Origin of the sequence: Kocuria nitroreducens, assembly GCF_042879195.1 — a bacterium.
GTDB classification, from domain to species: Bacteria; Actinomycetota; Actinomycetes; order Actinomycetales; family Micrococcaceae; genus Kocuria; species Kocuria nitroreducens.
The window spans coordinates 81,410-98,425 of sequence record NZ_JBHZTC010000001.1; the positions used below are offsets into that span (position 1 = coordinate 81,410).

Here is a 17,016-nt window from a genome sequence, read left to right on the forward strand (position 1 = left end):
TTATCCCATGGGGGCAAATCACCCCGGTCCCGCCCGGTGCCGCCCGCCCACGCTCTGGCAGGATGGTGCCGACAGGAAGGAAGCACGATGCGCATTCCCCGCACGCTGGCCCTGGTCCTCGCCGGCGGGAAGGGCTCCCGCCTCGGCGCCCTGACCGAGAAGAAGGTCAAGCCCGCCCTGCCCGTGGCGGGCACCTACCGGCTCATCGACGTCGCCCTGTCCAACCTCGTGCACTCCCACATCTCGGACGTGTGGGTCGTCGAGCAGTTCCTCCCGCACAGCCTCAACCAGCACCTGGCCAACGGGCGCCCCTGGGACCTCGACCGCACCCACGGCGGCCTCCAGGTCCTGCCCCCGTACCAGGGGACCGAGGACGAAGGCTTCGCCGAGGGCAACGCGGACTCGATCTACCGGCAGAAGGACCTGATCCGCGACTTCGCCCCGGACCTGGTCCTCGTGCTCAGCGCCGACCACCTCTACACGCTGAACTTCCTCGACGTGATCGACACCCACCTCGCGCGGGGCGCCGACCTGACCGTGGTCACCACGCTCGTCGACGAGGAGCCCTCCCGCTACGGCGTGGTGCAGGCCGACGACGACGGCCGCGTCACCGGCTTCGACTACAAGCCGGACGAGCCCCGCGGACGGCTGGTCGCCGGCGAGATGTTCCTCTACGACGCGGACCGGCTGCTGGAGGCCCTGGACGTCCTGCACGAGCAGGAGGGCCGGCTCGAGGACTACGGCAACGACCTGGTCCCGTGGTTCGTGGCGCACCGCACGGTGGCGGAGCACCGCCTGGACGGGTACTGGATGGACATGGGCACCCTGCAGTCCTACTGGACCGCCCACATGCAGATGCTCGACGGCGACGGCGTCACCCTGGACGACCCCTCCTGGCCGATCCTCTCGGCCCAGCCGCAGCGGGTGCCTGCCCGGATCGCGGGCAGCGCCGAGCTGCGCGGGTCGATGGTCGCGGCGGGCGCGATCGTGCGCGGCGCCGTGGAGCACTCGGTGCTCGGCCCCGGTGTCGTCGTCGAGGAAGGCGCCACGGTGCGCGGCTCGGTGCTGCTGGACGACGTGCGGGTGGGCGCCGGGGTGACCCTCGAGAACGTCGTGGCCGACGCGGGCGCCGACGTCGCCGGTGACGGCCGCCGCGGCTCCGACCGGGGCGTGACGCTCATCGGCGAGGACGGCACGGTGCGCACCACGGAGGAGTTCGACCGCGGCGCGACCCTCCCGCGCGGTCTCTGAGCACTCCCGTACGGATCACGCCCGGGCCTGTACGGGTCACGCCCGGGGCGAGCCGCTGGTGGGCGGGACGATCGGGCTGCGGTTCGAGCAGGTCCGGGCACTTGCGCTCCCGCCGTCTCCGGGACACCGTCCCCTTCTCGGCTCGGGGTGCTCCCCGGTCATCACCTCCCGGTCATCACCTGATAGTGCTGCTCGATCCGCTCCGCGGGCAGCTCCCTGGTGTAGATCGCCACCTTGCCGACGGCTCCGTCGAAGAACGACCTCAGGTCACGGGTGCCCACGCGGAACGGCGCACTGCCACGCCGGGGCACGACGACCGTGCCGTCGTGCTCCAGATCGTCCTGGTCCATGCGCTTCCCGTTCCGGTAGATCTTCGTGTAGCCGTGCGGATACTTCCCGCCCTTCTCGTTGGCATTGATGACGAGCACGTAGTGGATCCAGTCCCCCTTGCGCACGGGCTGCTGGAAGTAGGACCCCGGTCCTTCTCCCCCGGAGGGGTTGAACGCATAGCCGGAGATGCGGTTGGGCCGGTCCTCGGAGTTGCGCGCCGAGTACATCCGCGCGACGTACTCGTGGTTCCTCGGCTCGCCCTTGCCCATCCAGTGCACGTATCCCGAACTCTCCTGGGACCGGAAATCGAGCGTGTCGGGGCGCATCCACGCCTCGATCGTGAGCACTCCGCGCGTGGCGGCGCTGAGGGCGGCGGCGTCCCGCACCTGGAGGTACTGGCGGGTGCCGTCGAAGTCCGCGGCCGTGTCGCCGTTGGGCAGGGTCGTCCGCTTCGGCTTGCCGTGGTACCTGCCGTGGAGCTTCCCCACCAGGTCCTTCTCCGTGCCTGCGCCAGGACTGCTCATGGCCCAGTACGCGGCGGGTTTGTCCTGTCTGACCGTGTCGTCGTAGGAATTCGGGCGGGGCGCGGTCCGGATGACGTCCCCCCGCTCTTCCAGGGCGGCCGACGACGGAATCCCGGCGCTGCCCAGTGCCAGTACGAACAGCAGCGCCAGCAGGCAGCGCACTGGCGCGCTTCGCCGCCCCCACGCGCGAAAAGCACTCATGTCGAAACCTCGATGCGGTGTCGGGCGGGACCGCACGCAGCGGGTTGCTCCCGTGGTCCGCGTCCCGCTCACTTCGGTACGTGCCGTGCGGCCGCACCGGATGCTGTCGCGACGACTCCTTCCCCGGAAGGGCCGAAGGGATCATGAGGATCGGCCCGGAGGAACGTTCTTCGACACCAGCGTGCGCCCCCGGAGTCGACCGGTCAATGAGTTCGCGCCGACCAGCGCCCGAATGGTGATGGTCCCCGTCGCGTCGCCCGGGGACGGCCCTGATGCCTGGGCAGGGGCCGTGCCGCCGGCGTTGTCCCTGGGAGTGCTCACGAGCGAGTCGCAGGCACCGGAGACGTCATCGCCCCAGCAGTGCGCGGGCCTCGCTCGTGGCGGTGATCGGGATGCCGTCGGGCACCAGCAGGTTGACCACCGGCGGGTGCACGACGGCGGACAGCGTCACCTCCGCTGTCCGCCCGTCCGGGCTCCCGGTGGGCGCGGCCAGGGCCAGCCCGGGGGTGCCGGACCAGGCCCGGACGGTGTCGAGGTACGCGGCGGCGGCCCCCGCCACGGCGGCGTCGTCCAGGACCGTGGCGGGCGGGGCGCCGCCCTCGCCCGGGTCCAGCGCCACGAACGTGTCGGCCGCGGCGAGCGCGGCGTTGTCGGCCAGCACCTGCAGCTTGCGCTCCCCCACGTAGACCGCGGTGACGCCCATGACCACGACCGTCAGCAGGAGCAGCACGACCGCGAAGCCGATGACCAGGATCGTGACCTGGCCGTCGTCCCGGTCGTCAGGGCCGTCGTCCCGGTCGTCCCGGCCGTCGTCTCGACGCCCGTCCGGGCCGGGGTGCCGCCCGGTCATCCGTAGCGTCCGACCACGACCGTCGCCGAGGACGTCAGCACGGCGACGTCCAGGTCCGTGAAGCCGGGCACCAGCGGCAGCGGGACTTCCAGGGTCGCGTGCACCGTGGCCACCGCACCGGGCGCCGCGCAGGCGCCGTCGGAGCACTCCAGCCGGATCGCCAGCCGGTCGGGGGCGAAGTTCTGGTCCGCGGCCGCCAGCTGCGCGGCCGCGGTCAGCCCTGCGTCCGAGAGCTCCCCGGGCTCGGCCCGGGCCAGCACCTGGGAGGCCTGCTGCGCAGCGGCCACGACAGCGAAGGCCCCGGCCTGGACCTGGGCCACCGCGAGCACGAAGTACACCACGGGAACGAGCAGCAGCGTGCCCATCGCGACGAACTCCACGACCGCGCTGCCCTCGTCACCGTCCGCACGCCCGTCGAGCGCTCCGGGCGCCTCAGTCGCCGAGGACGGCATGGCCGCGCACCTCCAGGGAGTCGGGCGGGCCGAACAGCGCCACCACCGGCAGCGGCGACACCACCGTGACCTCCAGGGTCCGCAGCTCGCCCACCGTCACGGGGGTCGCGACGATGTCCTGCGCGTACCGGGGCCCCAGGGCACCGGAGACGATCCGGCGGGTCCGCTCGACCCCGTCCTCGGGCGAGCGGTCAGCCAGGGTGCCGTACCGGGCGCCGGCCGCGGCGGCGTCGATCAGCGTGTTGCGCACGTGCAGAGCCAGGGCGAGCTGCAGGGTGGCCGCGAAGATCATCGCCACCAGACCGGCCACCATCAGGTACTCGACCACCGCGCTGCCCCGCTCCGTCTCCTGCGGCTCGGCACCCGGCCGGGCGCGGTTCCCGGCCATCCTCAGTTCTGGCTCACGCGGGCCATGGCGTCCTGGAAGAGCCCCTCCAGGGCCGGCTGCGCCACCAGCAGCAGGCCGGCCACGAGCACCGCGGACATCAGGGTCAGCATCACCCAGCCGGGGACGTCGCCGCGATCGGGATCATCAGCGGCGAGCCGGTCGCGCAGCGCGGACAGTGCCAGGGCGACGACACCGAGCAGGGTGACGAGCCGGTGGAGATGTGACATGGGGTGTGTCCTTTCCTAGGGGGCGGCCCGTCCCGGGCCGCCCGGATGAGAGGTCAGAAGCCGAGCTCGAGAACGGCCAGCCCGGGGTACACGGCGAACACGACGGTCAGCGGCAGCACGAAGAACACCAAGGGAACCATCATGGCGATCTCCTTGCGCCCGGCCGCCTCCATCAGCTCGCGCTTGTCGTTGTCCCGCACGTCCTGGGCCTGCGCCCTCAGCACGTCCGCCAGGGGCGTGCCGCGTTCGATGGCCACGACGATGCCGTCCACGAACCGCCCGATCGGTGCCACGGGGGTGCGGCCGGAGAAGTCCTGGAGGGCGTGCACGAGTCCGGCGCCGGACCGGGTCTGGGCGAGCACCGCGCGGAACTCGGCGGTGAGCTCTCCCTCGGCGACGCGGCACACCCGCTCGAGCGAACCCACCGCGCTCTCCCCCGCCCCGACCGACAGCGCCATCAGCTCGGCCACGGCAGGGAACTCGGACAGCATCCGGGCCTCACGGACTCGGATCCGCCGGCTCAGCAGGTGCCCGCGCAGCAGGTGCCCGGCGGCCGTGGCCGCGCCCACCGCCAGCAGCACCCCGCCGGGGCCCGTGCCCCAGCGAGCCACGGCGGCCACGCCGAGCAGGACGCCGAGCAACAGGCCCCCGGTCGCGAACAGGAGCTGCTCGGCGCGGAAGTCCGCCACCGTGGTGGTGACGCCCGCCCGGACCAGCCGTCTCTCCAGGGCAGCCGACGGGGCGGCGTGCCGGAACACGCGGTCGGCCAGAGCGCGCACCAGCGGGTCCAGACCCACCGCGGCCCGGTCGTGCGCCCGCGCCGAAGGGTGCCCGGGGCGGGCGAGCAGCGCCGACTCGACCTCCACCGAGCGCAGCTGCGGAGAGATCCGGGTCGCGAAGGACGGCCCGCCGGTAACCCGGGCACCGGTGAGCACCAGCCACAGCCCGGCGGCGTGCACCAGGCCGAGGAGCATCAGCAGGGCGGGGGAAGCACTCACCGCAGCACCCGCTCGGGCTCGGGCAGCGCCCCGATGCGCAGCATGAGGCGATAAGCGGTGGCGGACACCAGCAGTCCGCCGATCAGCACGAGGGCGCCGGCCGGGGTGTCATAGGCTCGGATCGCGGCGGGCTGGGTGGCCATCAGCGCCAGGACGATCCACGGTGCGGCCACCGCCAGGCGCGCGGCGTTGACCGTCCAGGACTGGCGGGCCTCCAGCTCTCCGCGGGTGCGGGCGTTCTCCCGCAGGAACTCCGACAGCGTCCCGAGAAGCCGGCCGAGGTCGGTTCCGCCCACCTCCCGGGTCACCCGCAGAGCCTCGACGATGTTGTCGGCCACGGGATCGGCCAGCCTGTCCTTGAGCAGGGTGAGCGCGCCGTGCAGCTGCCCCGAGGCCCGGTAGTCGGCGGCGAACCGGGCGAAGGCCGGGCGCACCGGCTCGGGTCCGCGGTACTGCAGCTGCATCAGCGCCTCGGGCAGGGACATCCCGGCCCGGATCGCCGAGCGCAGGTGGTCGACGACGTCGGGCCACACCTCGCGCAGAGCCGCCGCCCGGCGCCGAGCCCGGTGCTGGACCACGGCCAGGGGAACCCAGCCGCCCAGGACGGCGGCGCACAGGCCGAGGACGGCCGCGCCGGTGACGGCGGCGACGAGCAGCCCGCCCAGCGCCCCGACCGCGGCGCAGGCGGCGAGCAGTCCCGCCGGTCCCACCCGGGCCAGGTCCGCTCGCAGCAGTAGCTCGCGCAACCGACCGGGCCTGCGCGAGCCGACCGGGCGCGGCGCCTCCTCGGCCCAGCAGGACCACCAGAGCAGGAACACCCCCGCTCCCAGCAGCACGCCCAGTGCCGCACTCACCGCACCGCTCCGACCCGGCCGTCGTCCGCCAGCAGGTCGCTCACCCGGTGCCCGGCCCGCTCGAACTTCCACGCCGCCGGCGCCTCGGCGGCCACCGCGAGCAGGGTGCCGTCCACCTCGGCGAACACCGGGTACGTCTCGATCACGCCGTTCTCGACCCGGTTGCCGATCGCGAGGATCTCACTCACCCGGCGCCGCCCGTGCCGGTCGCGGTGGCAGTGCACCACGAGGTCGAAGCACGAGGCCACCGTGGGCACCACGAACCCGGAGCTGATGTTCTCGCCGGCCAGCAGCGGCAGGGTGCAGATCTTGGTCACGGCGTCCCGGGCGGAATTGGCGTGCAGGCTGCACATCCCCGGCAGTCCGCTGTTCAGCGCGATGAGCATGTCCAGACTCTCCGCCTCCCGGACCTCCCCGACCACGAGCCGGTCCGGGCGCATCCGCAGGGCCTCCTTCACGAGCCGGCGCAGGGGGATCTCGCCCGTACCCTCGAGGTTGGGCTGGCGGCACTGCATCCCCACGACGTCGCGCAGGGGCACCTGCAGCTCGAAGATCTCCTCCACCGTCACCACCCGCTCCCGTGGCCCGATGGAGGCGCACAGACAGTTCAGGAGCGTCGTCTTGCCTGCCTGCGTGGCGCCGGAGACGAGGACGTTGAGCCCGCTGGCCACCGCCGCGTCGAGGAAGCGCGCCGCGCGTGGCGGCAGCGATCCCAGCTCCACGAGGTCGTCCAGCCGCCGTGCCCGGGCCACGAACTTGCGGATGTTCACGGCCCAGTGCCGGCGCGTCACGTCCGGTATGACCACGTGAAGCCGGGAGCCGTCCGGCAGGGCCGCGTCCACGAACGGGGAGGACAGGTCCAGGCGGCGGCCCGAGGACTTGAGCATGCGCTCCACCAGGTTGCGGATCTGGGCCTCGGTCAGCACCAGGCTGGTCAGCTCGGACTCCCCGCCGCGGGCGGCGTAGACCTCCGCCGGACCGTTGATCCAGATCTCCTCGATCCGCGGGTCGTCGAGCAGCGGCTGCAGCGGGCCGAACCCGGCGACGAGGTCCAGCAGCACCCGGCGGGCGGCGTCCAGGTCCGCCAGGGCCGGCAGCACCCCGCGCGCCGAGCGCTGGTCGTAGTCGCGCACCGCGGCGTCCACCAGCTCCCGGGTCCGCTCCAGCTCCAGCACCGGGTCCAGCCCCCGGCGACGGATCAGCTCCCGCACCTCGGCCTCGACCAGCCCGAGGGCGTCCTCGGAGAGCAGTGCCGTCATCCGTCCCCCTGCACGTTGCCCGGCGTGTGATCCGTGCCGGCGGCTCCCCTGCGGAGCGCATGCACAGGAACATAGGCCGATCCGTCGTCGCCCCCACAACCCCGTTCCGGCCTGCTGTGGACAGCCGTCGCTGACCTGCGACGTTGTTCCCGTCCGAAAACACAAGAACTGTCACAGGATGCGCGCGCATGAAACCTGCCCTGGACGGCACGGCTCCGTCCCGCCCTCGCCGGCATGCGCGGCGTACCGCCGGGCCGTAGTGTAGGCGGGCGAACACGCTCCGCACCGGGCGTCCGCACCACGGCACCTGTGGTGCGGACGCCGCCGCCGATCACAAGGACTGCCATGACCCACGTGACCACCGAGCAGGACCGCACCCGACCCGATGTCGCAGCCCGGGCCCGGGCGCTGCTCCGCGCGGCCGTCCCGTTCACCGGGAACCTGCTCACGAGCGGAGTCGGCGCGGCTCTCGGCCGGCACCTGGTGGCTCCGTCACCGGCTCCGAGGGCCGCCGCGCCGCGGGACTGGCCGGCCACCTTCGCCCACCGCGGCGGCGCCGAGGTCGCCCCGGAGAACACCCTCGAGGCGTTCCGGGCAGCCGTTGCCCTGGGGGACGTCGTCCTGGAACTCGACGTGCAGGCCTCCGCCGACGGCACGGCCGTCCTGATGCACGACCTCACGGTGGACCGCACGACGGACGGGACCGGAGCCGTCGCGCTGATGTCCACCGCGGAGCTGCAGCGCCTGGACGCCGGGCACGGGTTCACCCGCGACGGCAGGACCTTCCCCTGGCGGGGGCGCGGGGTGCACGTCCCCGCGCTCGCGGAGGTCTACGAGGCCTTCCCCGAGCACCGCGTGGCGATCGAGCTCAAGGGCAACCGTCCCGGCGCCGAGGAGATCGTCTGGCGGACCATCCGGGCGGCGGGCGCCCAGGGGCGCACCCTCGTCGCCACGAACCGCACCGCCTCGATCCGGCGGTTCCGCCAGGTCTCCGGCGGAGCGGTCCCCACGGCGGCCTCCGTGACGGAGTTCGCGGCCTTCCGGCTGCTGTGCCTGCTGGGCCGGCACGACCATCACGCCCTCCCGTTCGAGGGCCTGCAGCCGCCGGACTCCCTCCTGGGTCTGCGCGTTCTCACGCCCGGGCTCGTGCGGAGCGCCCAGCAGGCGGGGCTCCGGGTCGACGTGTGGACGATCGACCGGGAGGACGACATGCGCCGCCTGCTGGAGTGGGGCGTGGACGGCGTCATGACCGACCGGCCGGACCTGCTGTCCCGGGTGGTCCGGGGGACCTGACCCGCGCCGGGGGCGGTCAGCCCGCGGGGCGCTCCGCCGGCGAGGTCTCCGCGAAGTGCCGGACCGAGGCCCGCTCGGCGTGGGCCGGGGCCGGCGCCCAGGGCCGCTCCGCCTCGGCGACGGCGATGTGCCGGGCCAGCCGGGTCACGTTGACCTCCTGCTGGCGGTTGCGCAGCGCGGAGGTGGCCTGGGTGATCATGAAGATCACCACGAAGCCGTACAGGACGAGGTCCGTGCCGCGCCCGATCCCGAAGAAGTGGGCGACGCCTGTGAGCAGGTCGGGGAAGAAGATGGACAGCGCCGCGAAGACGAAGAAGGCCAGGGCCACCACCCGGCGGATCGCCTGGTGCTTGGCGTTGGCCCCGCCGCGGATCAGGGCGAGCGCGCCGTAGCCCACGGCCAGGACCAGCAGGATCTGGACGGCGTAGATCATCGGACGGCTCTTCCCTTCGACGGTGCGTACTGGACGCGTACTGGGTGGGGACTACTTGACGAACAGCTCGGCGAGGATGTTCACGCCGTTGAGCAGCGACTGCCCCTTGGACTTCGAATAGTCCGTGTAGATGATCTCGACCGGGTGCTCGACCCAGCGGGGCCGGATGTCGGCGAGCTGGTTGACGATCTCCGAGGCGTGCGCCATCCGGTTCTGGGTGAGCCGGATCCGGGACAGGGTGTCCCGGTCGAGGGCGCGCAGCCCGTTGTGGGCGTCGGACAGGTCCATGCCGGTGGACAGCTTGGAGAAGAACGCGGCGGTGCGCAGCACGATCCGCTTGAGCACGGAGATCCGGGTGCGCCGGTCGAGGAAACGGGAGCCGAGCACGACCTCCGCCTCGCCCGACCGGATCCGCTCGACCATGTCCCACGCGTCCACCACACGGTGCTGGCCGTCGGAGTCGAAGGTCACCACACAGTCCATCCCGGGGTCCTGCAGGGCGTACTCGAAGCCGGTCTGCAGCGCGGCGCCCTGCCCCAGGTTGATCGGGTGCTGGACGACGACGGCGCCGGCCTCGGCGCAGATCCGGGCGGAGTCGTCGGAGGATCCGTCGTCGACGCAGACGACGTGCGGGAAGGTCCTCCGGAGCTCCTTCAGCACCTCTCCCACGACGGCCGCCTCGTTGTACACGGGCATGACGATCCACGAACGACTCACCCGCACATTCTCGCACAGCGCGCCGGAACCGCCTGTCAGGTCGGGGGCCGGGGCCGGGTCGGCCCCTATAATCGACCCGACCCTTCCCCCCACCGTGAGGACGACACTGTGCCCGCTGCCACGCCGAGCCCCGCAGGACCGACGTGCTGACGGACTGGGGACCTCATCTGCCCGCGTTCCTGGTGCTGCTGGCCTTCCTGTGGCTGCCCGGGCTGGCCCTGCTGTGGGCCTTCGGGCAGCGCGGGGGCCGGATCCTGCTGACGGCGCCGGTGTTCAGCGTCGCCGTCGTCGGGCTCACGGGTGTGGTTCTGGAGCTGCTCGGGATCCCCTACGGCGCGCTCGCCCAGGTGGCCGCCGCCGTGGTGCTGACGGCACTGGCGTGGCTGGTCGGCCGGCTGATCCCCCGGGGCGGCCACGTGCCCGGCTCGCACGCCGTGGGGGCGGACACGGGAGACCCGGAGGAGCGCTTCGGCGACGGGCGCCGCTGGCTGTACCCGGTGGGCGCGGCCGCCGGTCTCGCCATCGGGGCGGTGCTCCTGGTGCGCCGGATGGCGTCCGTGATCGGACACCCGGAGGCGATGGCCCAGCGCTGGGACAACATCTTCCACCTCAACGCCATCCGCTACGTCGTGGAGACCGGCAACGGCTCGACGCTGACCCTCAACCGGATGGTGAGCCCGGACAGCACCATCGCCCTGTACCCCGCGGCGTGGCACCAGCTGGCGTCCCTCGCGGTGCCCCTGACCGGGGACAGCGTGCTCGTGGCCCACAACCTGACGCTGCTCGCCGTGGCCGGGCTCGTCTGGCCCGCCTCGTGCATCTTCCTGGTCCGCTGCCTCGTCGGTCCGTCCCCCGTGGCGGCCGTGGTCGCCGGCACGGCCGCCGCCGGCTTCAGCGTCTTCCCGCTCGGCCTGATGGCCTGGGGGCCGCTCTTCCCCAACATCCTTGCCCTGGCGATCGCCCCCGTGTCCCTCGGCCTGCTCGTGCGGCTGCTCGGCCCCGGGGTGAGCGCGGACCGGACGGCCCGCACCCCGGACGCGGCCGGCCGGGTCCGACTGGCGGCCAGCCTGGTGGTCACCCTGGGCGCCTTGTTCGTCTCCCAGCCCAACGCGTTCCTGGCCCTGCTCGTGGTCGCGGTCCCCCTGGCGGCCACGGCGTGGTGGCTCGGCCTGCGCGCGGCCGCGGGCGCCCGGCGCCGTGGTCCCGCCCTCGGCCTCGTGGCGGTGGCGGTCGTCGTGGTCGTCGCCTGGCTGCTCCTGTGGAACGTCCTGACCACGGACCGCGCGTGGGACCCCTTCACGTCCTTCGGCCGGGGCGTGGGCGAAGCCGTCACGTTCACGGCGAACGGCCGCGACGACATCCCCTGGGTGCTCGTGGTGCTGACCGCGGCGGGGGTCTACGCCGCGATCGCCCGCCGCCGACTGCGCTGGCTCGTGCTGGGACACCTGTCCCTCGTGCTCCTGTACGCGGTCTCCGCCGGTGGCGAGGAGGGCCCCTGGCGGGAGTGGCTGACCGGGGGATGGTACGTGGACTCCTACCGTCTGGCGGCCACCCTCCCGCTGACCGCCGTCCCCCTCGCCGCCCTCGGCGCCGCGCACCTGGTGGCAGGTGTGGCCGGCGGCGCCGCGGCCCTCGCCTCGTTCGCCGGCCGGCCCCGGACCGGCCGCGCCGCCTACCCCGCCGCGGCGGTCGTGGTGCTGGCGCTCGCGGTGCCGTACTCCCAGGTCGAGTCCCTCACCCAGGCCACGAGGTGGGGCAAGCAGTACTACGCGTGGGAGGGCCCCGAGAACGTGCTGACCCGGGACGAGTACGAGCTCCTGGAGGATCTCGACGGGCTCACGGACCCCGGGGACGTCATCGCCGTCAACCCGTGGAACGGCGGCTCCCTGGCGTTCGCGGTCGCCGAGCGGCCCGTGACCCAGTACCACGTGGGCACGCCCGATCCGCAGGTGCGGGAGATCGTCACGGGCATCGACACCGCAGTCCCCGGCAGTCCCGCGTGCGAGGTCGCGGAGGAGCTCGATGTCCGTTACGTCCTGGACTTCGGCACCCAGTTCATCATCCCGGACGACCCGGCCGCGCTCGCCTACACCGGGGTCAACGCCGTGGAACCGGCCGTCGACGTGAACCTGGCGCTGGTCGAACGCAACGGGGAGGCGGCACTCTACGAGGTCGTCGGCTGCGACGGCCCCTGATTCCACGGCGGGCGCTCGATGCCGCGGCGGGACGCCGATCCCGCGGCCGGCCCCGGTCCGGACGGACGACGGGTCGCCCGGCTCCCGGTGGAGCTGTGCGGCCCGTCGTCGTCCGCGGAGGCGTCAGCCGGCGTTCTCCGCGGCGCGGAACTGCTCAATCACCTCGTCGATGGGCCCGTCGCTGCGGACCCGGCCGTGCTCGATCCACACCCCGCGGTCGCAGACCTTGCGGACCACGTCGAAGTCGTGGCTGACGACCAGCAGCGTCTTGCCCTCCGCCGAGAGCTCCTTGACCCGGCCCAGGCTCTTGCGCTGGAAGGGCTCGTCGCCCACCGAGAGGATCTCGTCGATGATGAAGATGTCCGGGTCGGTGAACACCGCCACGGCGAAGGCCAGGCGCAGGTACATGCCCGACGAGTAGAACTTCACCTCGGTGTCGATGAACTGCTCGATCTCGGAGAACGCCACGATCCGGTCGAACTTCCGGTCGATGTCCTCCTTGGACATGCCGAGGATCGCACCGTTGAGGTACACGTTGTCGCGGCCGGTGAGGTCCGGGTGGAAGCCCGCGCCGACCTCGATCAGCCCTGCCACGCGCCCGTTGACCACGAGCGAGCCCCCGTCGGGGCTCATCACCCCGGAGACCAGCTTGAGGAACGTGGACTTCCCGGAACCGTTGAGGCCCACGAGCGCAACGCTCTCGCCCGGCCGGATGCTGAGGCTGAGGTCCTCGAGGGCGCGGAAGCGGTTGGAGATGTCCTGGCGCCGGCCCCGCGCGAGCCACATCACCGTCTCCTTCAGGGAGCGGGCGTGGCGGAGCGAGAACTCCTTGGCCAGGTGCTGGGCCACCACGGCGGGCTCGGGCGCCGGGACGGTGCGGTCGGTGCTCATGGTCACAGCTCCTGCGCGAATCGGCCCTCGAGGCGACGGAACATCAGGTCGCCCAGGAACATGATGACCGTGACCACGACCAGCGCCACCGGCGTCCAGAGGGAGAACAGGTGGGGCGGCACCTCGTGGGCGCCGGGGGTGGTGGTCGGCAGCCAGAACGCCGCGTGCGAGAGCTCGACGGCCACGGTCAGGGGATTGAGCATGAACCCGGCGAACCACACCGGGCCCAGCACGTCGCGCACCATCGTCCACGCGTAGAGGACCGGGGCGGACCACGTGCTGACCATCACGATCAGGTCCACGAAGTTCTCGGCGTCGCGGAAGAACACGTTCGCCGCGCCGAAGAGCATGCCCAGCCCCGCCCCCAGGAGGCCCACGATCAGCAGCGCCGCGGGCACGGCCAGCAGGGAGATCCACGTGGGCGACCAGCCCACGATCAGCCCGGCCAGGAGCATGACCACCAGCTGCGGCATCAGGTGCACGCCGGCGACCCACACGGACGCCACCGGGAACATCTGCCGGGGCAGGTAGATCTTCTTGATGAGGCTCGCATTGGCCACGATCGAGCGCGCCGCGTTGCCGAAGGACTCCGAGAAGAAGTTGATCAGGATGATCCCGGAGAACAGGTACACGGCATAGTTCTCCATCCCCCGCTCCAGGCCCAGGAAGATGCCCAGGGCCACGTAGAAGACGACGAACTGGATCCCCGGCTTGACGTAGGACCACAGCAGCCCGAGGACCGTACCGCGGTAGCGGATCTGCAGCTCCTTGTCGACCAGCAGCTTCAGCAGGTAGCGCTGGCGGAACACGGCCGGCAGTCCCGTCCCGGGGGACGGCCTCCGGACGACTGTGGCGACCGGCATCAGGCGCCGATCTCCGAGTGCTCGCGGAAGGTCGCCTCCCAGGCCTCCATGGAGGTGACCTCCGGCAGCGCGGCGCGGTAGCGGCGGGACAGCTCCGGCCAGCGCAGGGCCAGCTGGGCGTGCAGTCGCAGGGACTCCGCCATCAGGGCGCGGGCCTCCCGCGGCGAGCGCTTGTACCAGGTGTAGCCGGTGCCGTCCGAGGCGGAGATCAGGGCGCTGTCGTAGCGGGCGAGCCGCCACCACCGGGCGTCCTGGTAGGGAAGGTGCACCTGCGGGTGCTGCTCGGCCTGCTCCTGCGGGCGCACGGCGAGGTGTCGCACCACGGCGGTGGTCGCGGAGGTGAGCACCTTCAGCCCGTGCGGAGCGGAGAGCCGCCGCGTCCGGAGGGGCTTGGCCGACGCGACCACCGGGTACGCGTCCAGATCCGGCTGGTAGACGGCGTCGGAGTGCTGGGTCATCATCCGGCGCACGTCGCGGATCCGCTGGGGCAACAGCTCGTGCAGGGTCTCCGGTCCTTCCAGGACGTCCCGCAGGGCCAGGACCCGGGCCTCCTCCGCGAAGTACTGCATGGACAGCAGGTGCCGCAGGTCCTTGATGCCGTTGCGCCCGAGCACCTCGCCGCCGCGATCGAACGGGGAGTGCAGCAGGGCGGCCACGAGCTGGTTGCGCTTGTGGAAGTACGCCTGCCAGCTGATGGTGTCGTCCTTGTCCGCCCAGGCCAGGTGCCACACGGCCACGCCGGGCAGCGACACGGTGCGGTAGCCGGCGGCCTTGGCGCGGATGCCGTACTCGACGTCGTCCCACTTGATGAACACGGGCAGCGCCAGGCCGATCTCGCGGACCACCCGGGTGGGGATCAGGCACATCCACCAGGCGTTGTAGTCCACCTCGATGCGGCGGTGCATCCACGCCGTGCTGCGCAGGTTGCTGCGCCGGAAGTCGTGGCCCACCTCCACGCCCTCGCCGGCGGGGCCGTACTGGAAGCTGTACGGGTCCATGGCCTCGCCGAAGTTGTGGATCTTCGTCGGGTTGAGCAGGTCGATCATGTGCCCGCCGACCAGCGTGGGCCGCTTGCAGAAGTCGCCGAACACGCTGATCCGGCGCACGGCCTCCGGCTCGATCTCGACGTCGTCGTCCATGAGCAGCACGTAGGTGCTGTCGGCGCGGACGGCCTCGTACATGCCGCGGGCGAAGCCGCCGGCCCCACCCAGGTTGCCCTGGTCGATCACCCGCAGGCGGTCGCCGAAGCGCGCCTGGACCTCGGCGAAGCCGGGTTCGTCGACAACCTTCTGGTTGCCCTGGTCCACGATCACGACCTGCGCGACCTGCGGCAGGTTGTCCCGCTGCTCGTCCAGTAGGCGGGCGTTGGTGAGGCAGTAGGAGGGCTTGTTCATGGTCGTGATCTGGAGGGTGACGGACCCCTCCGTGGTGCCCGTGCCGTCGCCCAGCCACTGGGCGCCCAGCAGCTCGAGCTCCTGCTCCCCAGCGGTGGCGTCGAACCAGTACCACCCGCCGTCGGCGAAGGCCGTGAGCGGCAACACGACCTCGGTCAGCCGGTCGGCGCCGGAGACCTCGTGCACCGACACGGGCACGGACTCGCCGCGCGCGTTGGAGCTGTGCACGTTCACCGAGCCGCGGCCCGTGGTGCGCACCCGCAGCACGACCTCGCGCAGGTGGGTGTTGTGCCGCCAGTAGCTGGCCGGGAACGCGTTGAAGTACGTGGCGAAGGACACGGTGCTGCGGGCCGGCACGCGCACGGACGTGCGGCCGAGGATCGCCACATCGCTGGCGGCCCCGGCGTCGGAGGCCACGTTGACGACGATCTGGGGTCGCTGCTCCTTCGTGTCCTCCTGCTGGGCGGCGGTGCCCGTGTCCGCCCGGGAGTCCAGGTAGAGCGGCTGGGTCGGGAAGCGGTCTCTGGCGGGGAAGACGAGCTCCTGCAGCACCCGGTAGGAGGTGCCCTCGGTGCCGGTCCGTTCGGTGTCCTGGGTCGTCGCGGTCACGCGTCCACTCCCCCGCTCTCGATGGTGGCCCCGCCGGTGAAGTGGGGCTTGAGCTTGTTGTCGACCATGGACAGCGCGGCCCCGATGGCCATGTGCATGTCCAGGTACTTGTAGGTGCCGAGGCGGCCGCCGAACAGGACTTTGTCCTCGCCACGGGCGAGGTCGCGGTACTTCAGCAGCTTCTCGCGGTCCACCGAGGTGTTGACCGGGTAGTACGGCTCGTCGCCCTTCTCCGCGAAGCGGGAGAACTCGCGCATGATCACCGTGGCGTCCGTGGTGTAGTCGCGCTGCGGGTAGAAGTGGCGGAACTCCAGGATGCGGGTGAAAGGGACGTCCGGATCCGGGTAGTTGATCACCGGGGCGCCCTGGAAGTCCTCGATCGGCAGGACCTCCTGCTCCAGGTCGATGGTCCGCCACGACAGGTCGCCCTCGGCGTAGTCGAAGTACCGGTCCACGGGTCCTGTGTAGACGACCGGGACCTGCCCCGAGACGGCGGCGCGGGAGTGGTCGTGGCCCTCGTCGAAGAAGTCGGTGTCCAACCGGACGTCGATCCTGGGGTTGTCCGCCATGCGCTCGAGCCACGCGGTGTAGCCGTCCACCGGCAGGCCCTCGTACTTGTCGTTGAAGTACCGGTTGTCGTAGGTGTAGCGGACGGGGAGCCGGTTGATGATCGAGGCGGGCAGGTCCTTGGGCTCCGTCTGCCACTGCTTGCCGGTGTAGTGCTTGATGAACGCCTCGTAGAGCGGCCGGCCGATGAGCTGGATGCCCTTGTCGTTGAGGTTCTGCGGGTCCGTCCCCGCGAGCTCCCCGGCCTGCTCCTGGATCAGGGCCCGGGCCTCGGCCGGCGAGTACGCGGCGCGGAAGAACTGGTTGATCGTGCCGAGGTTGATCGGCATGGGGAAGACCTCGTCGTGGTGCCGCGTGTAGACGCGGTGCACGTAGTCCGTGAAGTCGGTGAACCGGTTCACGTAGTCCCAGACCCGCTCGTTGGAGGTGTGGAACAGGTGGGCGCCGTAGCGGTGCACCTCGATCCCGGTCCGGGGCTCCTTCTCCGTGTAGGCGTTGCCACCGATGTGGGAGCGCCGGTCGATGATGGCCACGTCGAGGCCGAGCTCGTTGGCGGCCCTCTCGGCCACGGTCAGGCCGAACAGGCCGGACCCTACGACGACGAGATCTGCGTTCACGGGCTAACTCCTGGGGTTGAGGTCCTGGTCGGCCCGGCCGGCGTCCGGCCGGTGAGGGGGCGGCACGGGCGCACCGGGCGTGCGCTGCGTACCAAAGTACCTG

General features: G+C 72.0%; 17 protein-coding genes. 3 read left to right on the forward strand and 14 right to left on the reverse strand.

Annotated features, from left to right (window positions below; translation table 11 throughout):
* Positions 1 to 87 precede the first annotated feature (87 nt).
* Positions 88 to 1,251, forward strand: a complete 1,164-nt coding sequence (locus ACFYE1_RS00385; protein ID WP_387738761.1) for a glucose-1-phosphate adenylyltransferase family protein — start codon at positions 88 to 90, stop codon at positions 1,249 to 1,251.
* 161 nt (positions 1,252 to 1,412) lie between these two features.
* On the opposite strand, the gene ACFYE1_RS00390 is transcribed toward ACFYE1_RS00385, so the two are convergent.
* The 8 genes from ACFYE1_RS00390 to ACFYE1_RS00425 all read right to left on the reverse strand — a co-directional run bounded on the left by ACFYE1_RS00390 (position 1,413) and on the right by ACFYE1_RS00425 (position 7,334).
* Positions 1,413 to 2,306 (reverse strand): LamG-like jellyroll fold domain-containing protein, encoded by an 894-nt coding sequence (locus ACFYE1_RS00390; protein WP_387738765.1) that lies wholly within the window; start codon positions 2,304 to 2,306, stop codon positions 1,413 to 1,415.
* Between the two features lie 346 nt (positions 2,307 to 2,652).
* Entirely contained in the window at positions 2,653 to 3,156 is a 504-nt protein-coding gene (locus ACFYE1_RS00395) for a pilus assembly protein TadG-related protein (protein ID WP_387738767.1), read from the reverse strand.
* Complete coding sequence (locus tag ACFYE1_RS00400; RefSeq protein ID WP_387738769.1) at positions 3,153 to 3,608, reverse strand: hypothetical protein; 456 nt, start codon at positions 3,606 to 3,608, stop codon at positions 3,153 to 3,155. The genes ACFYE1_RS00395 and ACFYE1_RS00400 overlap by 4 nt, the downstream gene beginning before the upstream one ends.
* Positions 3,589 to 3,996, reverse strand: a complete 408-nt coding sequence (locus ACFYE1_RS00405) for a TadE/TadG family type IV pilus assembly protein (protein WP_387738772.1) — start codon at positions 3,994 to 3,996, stop codon at positions 3,589 to 3,591. Before ACFYE1_RS00405 ends, ACFYE1_RS00400 begins: the two co-directional genes overlap by 20 nt.
* Positions 3,997 to 3,998: 2 nt before the next feature.
* A complete protein-coding gene (locus ACFYE1_RS00410) occupies positions 3,999 to 4,223 on the reverse strand; it encodes a hypothetical protein (RefSeq protein WP_387738774.1) in 225 nt (74 codons plus the stop codon).
* 53 nt (positions 4,224 to 4,276) lie between these two features.
* Complete coding sequence (locus ACFYE1_RS00415; RefSeq protein WP_387738776.1) at positions 4,277 to 5,221, reverse strand: type II secretion system F family protein; 945 nt, start codon at positions 5,219 to 5,221, stop codon at positions 4,277 to 4,279.
* On the reverse strand, positions 5,218 to 6,075 hold the full coding sequence (locus ACFYE1_RS00420) for a type II secretion system F family protein (RefSeq protein WP_387738779.1): 858 nt from the start codon (positions 6,073 to 6,075) through the stop codon (positions 5,218 to 5,220). The genes ACFYE1_RS00415 and ACFYE1_RS00420 overlap by 4 nt, the downstream gene beginning before the upstream one ends.
* On the reverse strand, positions 6,072 to 7,334 hold the full coding sequence (locus tag ACFYE1_RS00425) for a CpaF family protein (protein WP_387738781.1): 1,263 nt from the start codon (positions 7,332 to 7,334) through the stop codon (positions 6,072 to 6,074). Before ACFYE1_RS00425 ends, ACFYE1_RS00420 begins: the two co-directional genes overlap by 4 nt.
* A 345-nt stretch (positions 7,335 to 7,679) precedes the next feature.
* Here ACFYE1_RS00425 and ACFYE1_RS00430 point away from each other — a divergent pair, with 345 nt between their 5' ends.
* Positions 7,680 to 8,627 carry a glycerophosphodiester phosphodiesterase gene (locus tag ACFYE1_RS00430; RefSeq protein WP_387738783.1) on the forward strand — a complete coding sequence of 316 codons (948 nt, stop codon included), beginning with the start codon at positions 7,680 to 7,682 and terminating at the stop codon, positions 8,625 to 8,627.
* Between the two features lie 16 nt (positions 8,628 to 8,643).
* On the opposite strand, the gene ACFYE1_RS00435 is transcribed toward ACFYE1_RS00430, so the two are convergent.
* Complete coding sequence (locus ACFYE1_RS00435; RefSeq protein ID WP_387738785.1) at positions 8,644 to 9,060, reverse strand: DUF2304 domain-containing protein; 417 nt, start codon at positions 9,058 to 9,060, stop codon at positions 8,644 to 8,646.
* Between the two features lie 51 nt (positions 9,061 to 9,111).
* Entirely contained in the window at positions 9,112 to 9,756 is a 645-nt protein-coding gene (locus ACFYE1_RS00440) for a glycosyltransferase family 2 protein (protein WP_387738788.1), read from the reverse strand.
* Positions 9,757 to 9,920: 164 nt separating this feature from the next.
* Between ACFYE1_RS00440 and ACFYE1_RS00445 the strand changes: the two genes are divergently transcribed.
* Complete coding sequence (locus tag ACFYE1_RS00445; RefSeq protein ID WP_387738790.1) at positions 9,921 to 11,972, forward strand: DUF6541 family protein; 2,052 nt, start codon at positions 9,921 to 9,923, stop codon at positions 11,970 to 11,972.
* A 123-nt stretch (positions 11,973 to 12,095) separates the two neighbouring features.
* Here the strand turns inward: ACFYE1_RS00445 and ACFYE1_RS00450 are convergent, their stop codons facing one another.
* From ACFYE1_RS00450 to glf, 4 genes are read right to left on the reverse strand one after another with little or no spacing between them, the layout of a single operon-like run.
* On the reverse strand, positions 12,096 to 12,863 hold the full coding sequence (locus ACFYE1_RS00450; RefSeq protein ID WP_387738792.1) for an ABC transporter ATP-binding protein: 768 nt from the start codon (positions 12,861 to 12,863) through the stop codon (positions 12,096 to 12,098).
* 2 nt (positions 12,864 to 12,865) lie between these two features.
* Positions 12,866 to 13,726: an ABC transporter permease gene (locus ACFYE1_RS00455; RefSeq protein WP_387738795.1), complete on the reverse strand. Its 861-nt coding sequence runs from the start codon at positions 13,724 to 13,726 to the stop codon at positions 12,866 to 12,868.
* Complete coding sequence (locus tag ACFYE1_RS00460) at positions 13,726 to 15,729, reverse strand: glycosyltransferase (RefSeq protein ID WP_387738797.1); 2,004 nt, start codon at positions 15,727 to 15,729, stop codon at positions 13,726 to 13,728. Before ACFYE1_RS00460 ends, ACFYE1_RS00455 begins: the two co-directional genes overlap by 1 nt.
* The gene (glf, locus tag ACFYE1_RS00465) at positions 15,726 to 16,913 is read right to left on the reverse strand and encodes a UDP-galactopyranose mutase (protein ID WP_387738798.1); all 1,188 of its coding nucleotides are present in this window, start codon (positions 16,911 to 16,913) and stop codon (positions 15,726 to 15,728) included. Before glf ends, ACFYE1_RS00460 begins: the two co-directional genes overlap by 4 nt.
* Between the last annotated feature and the right edge of the window lie 103 nt (positions 16,914 to 17,016).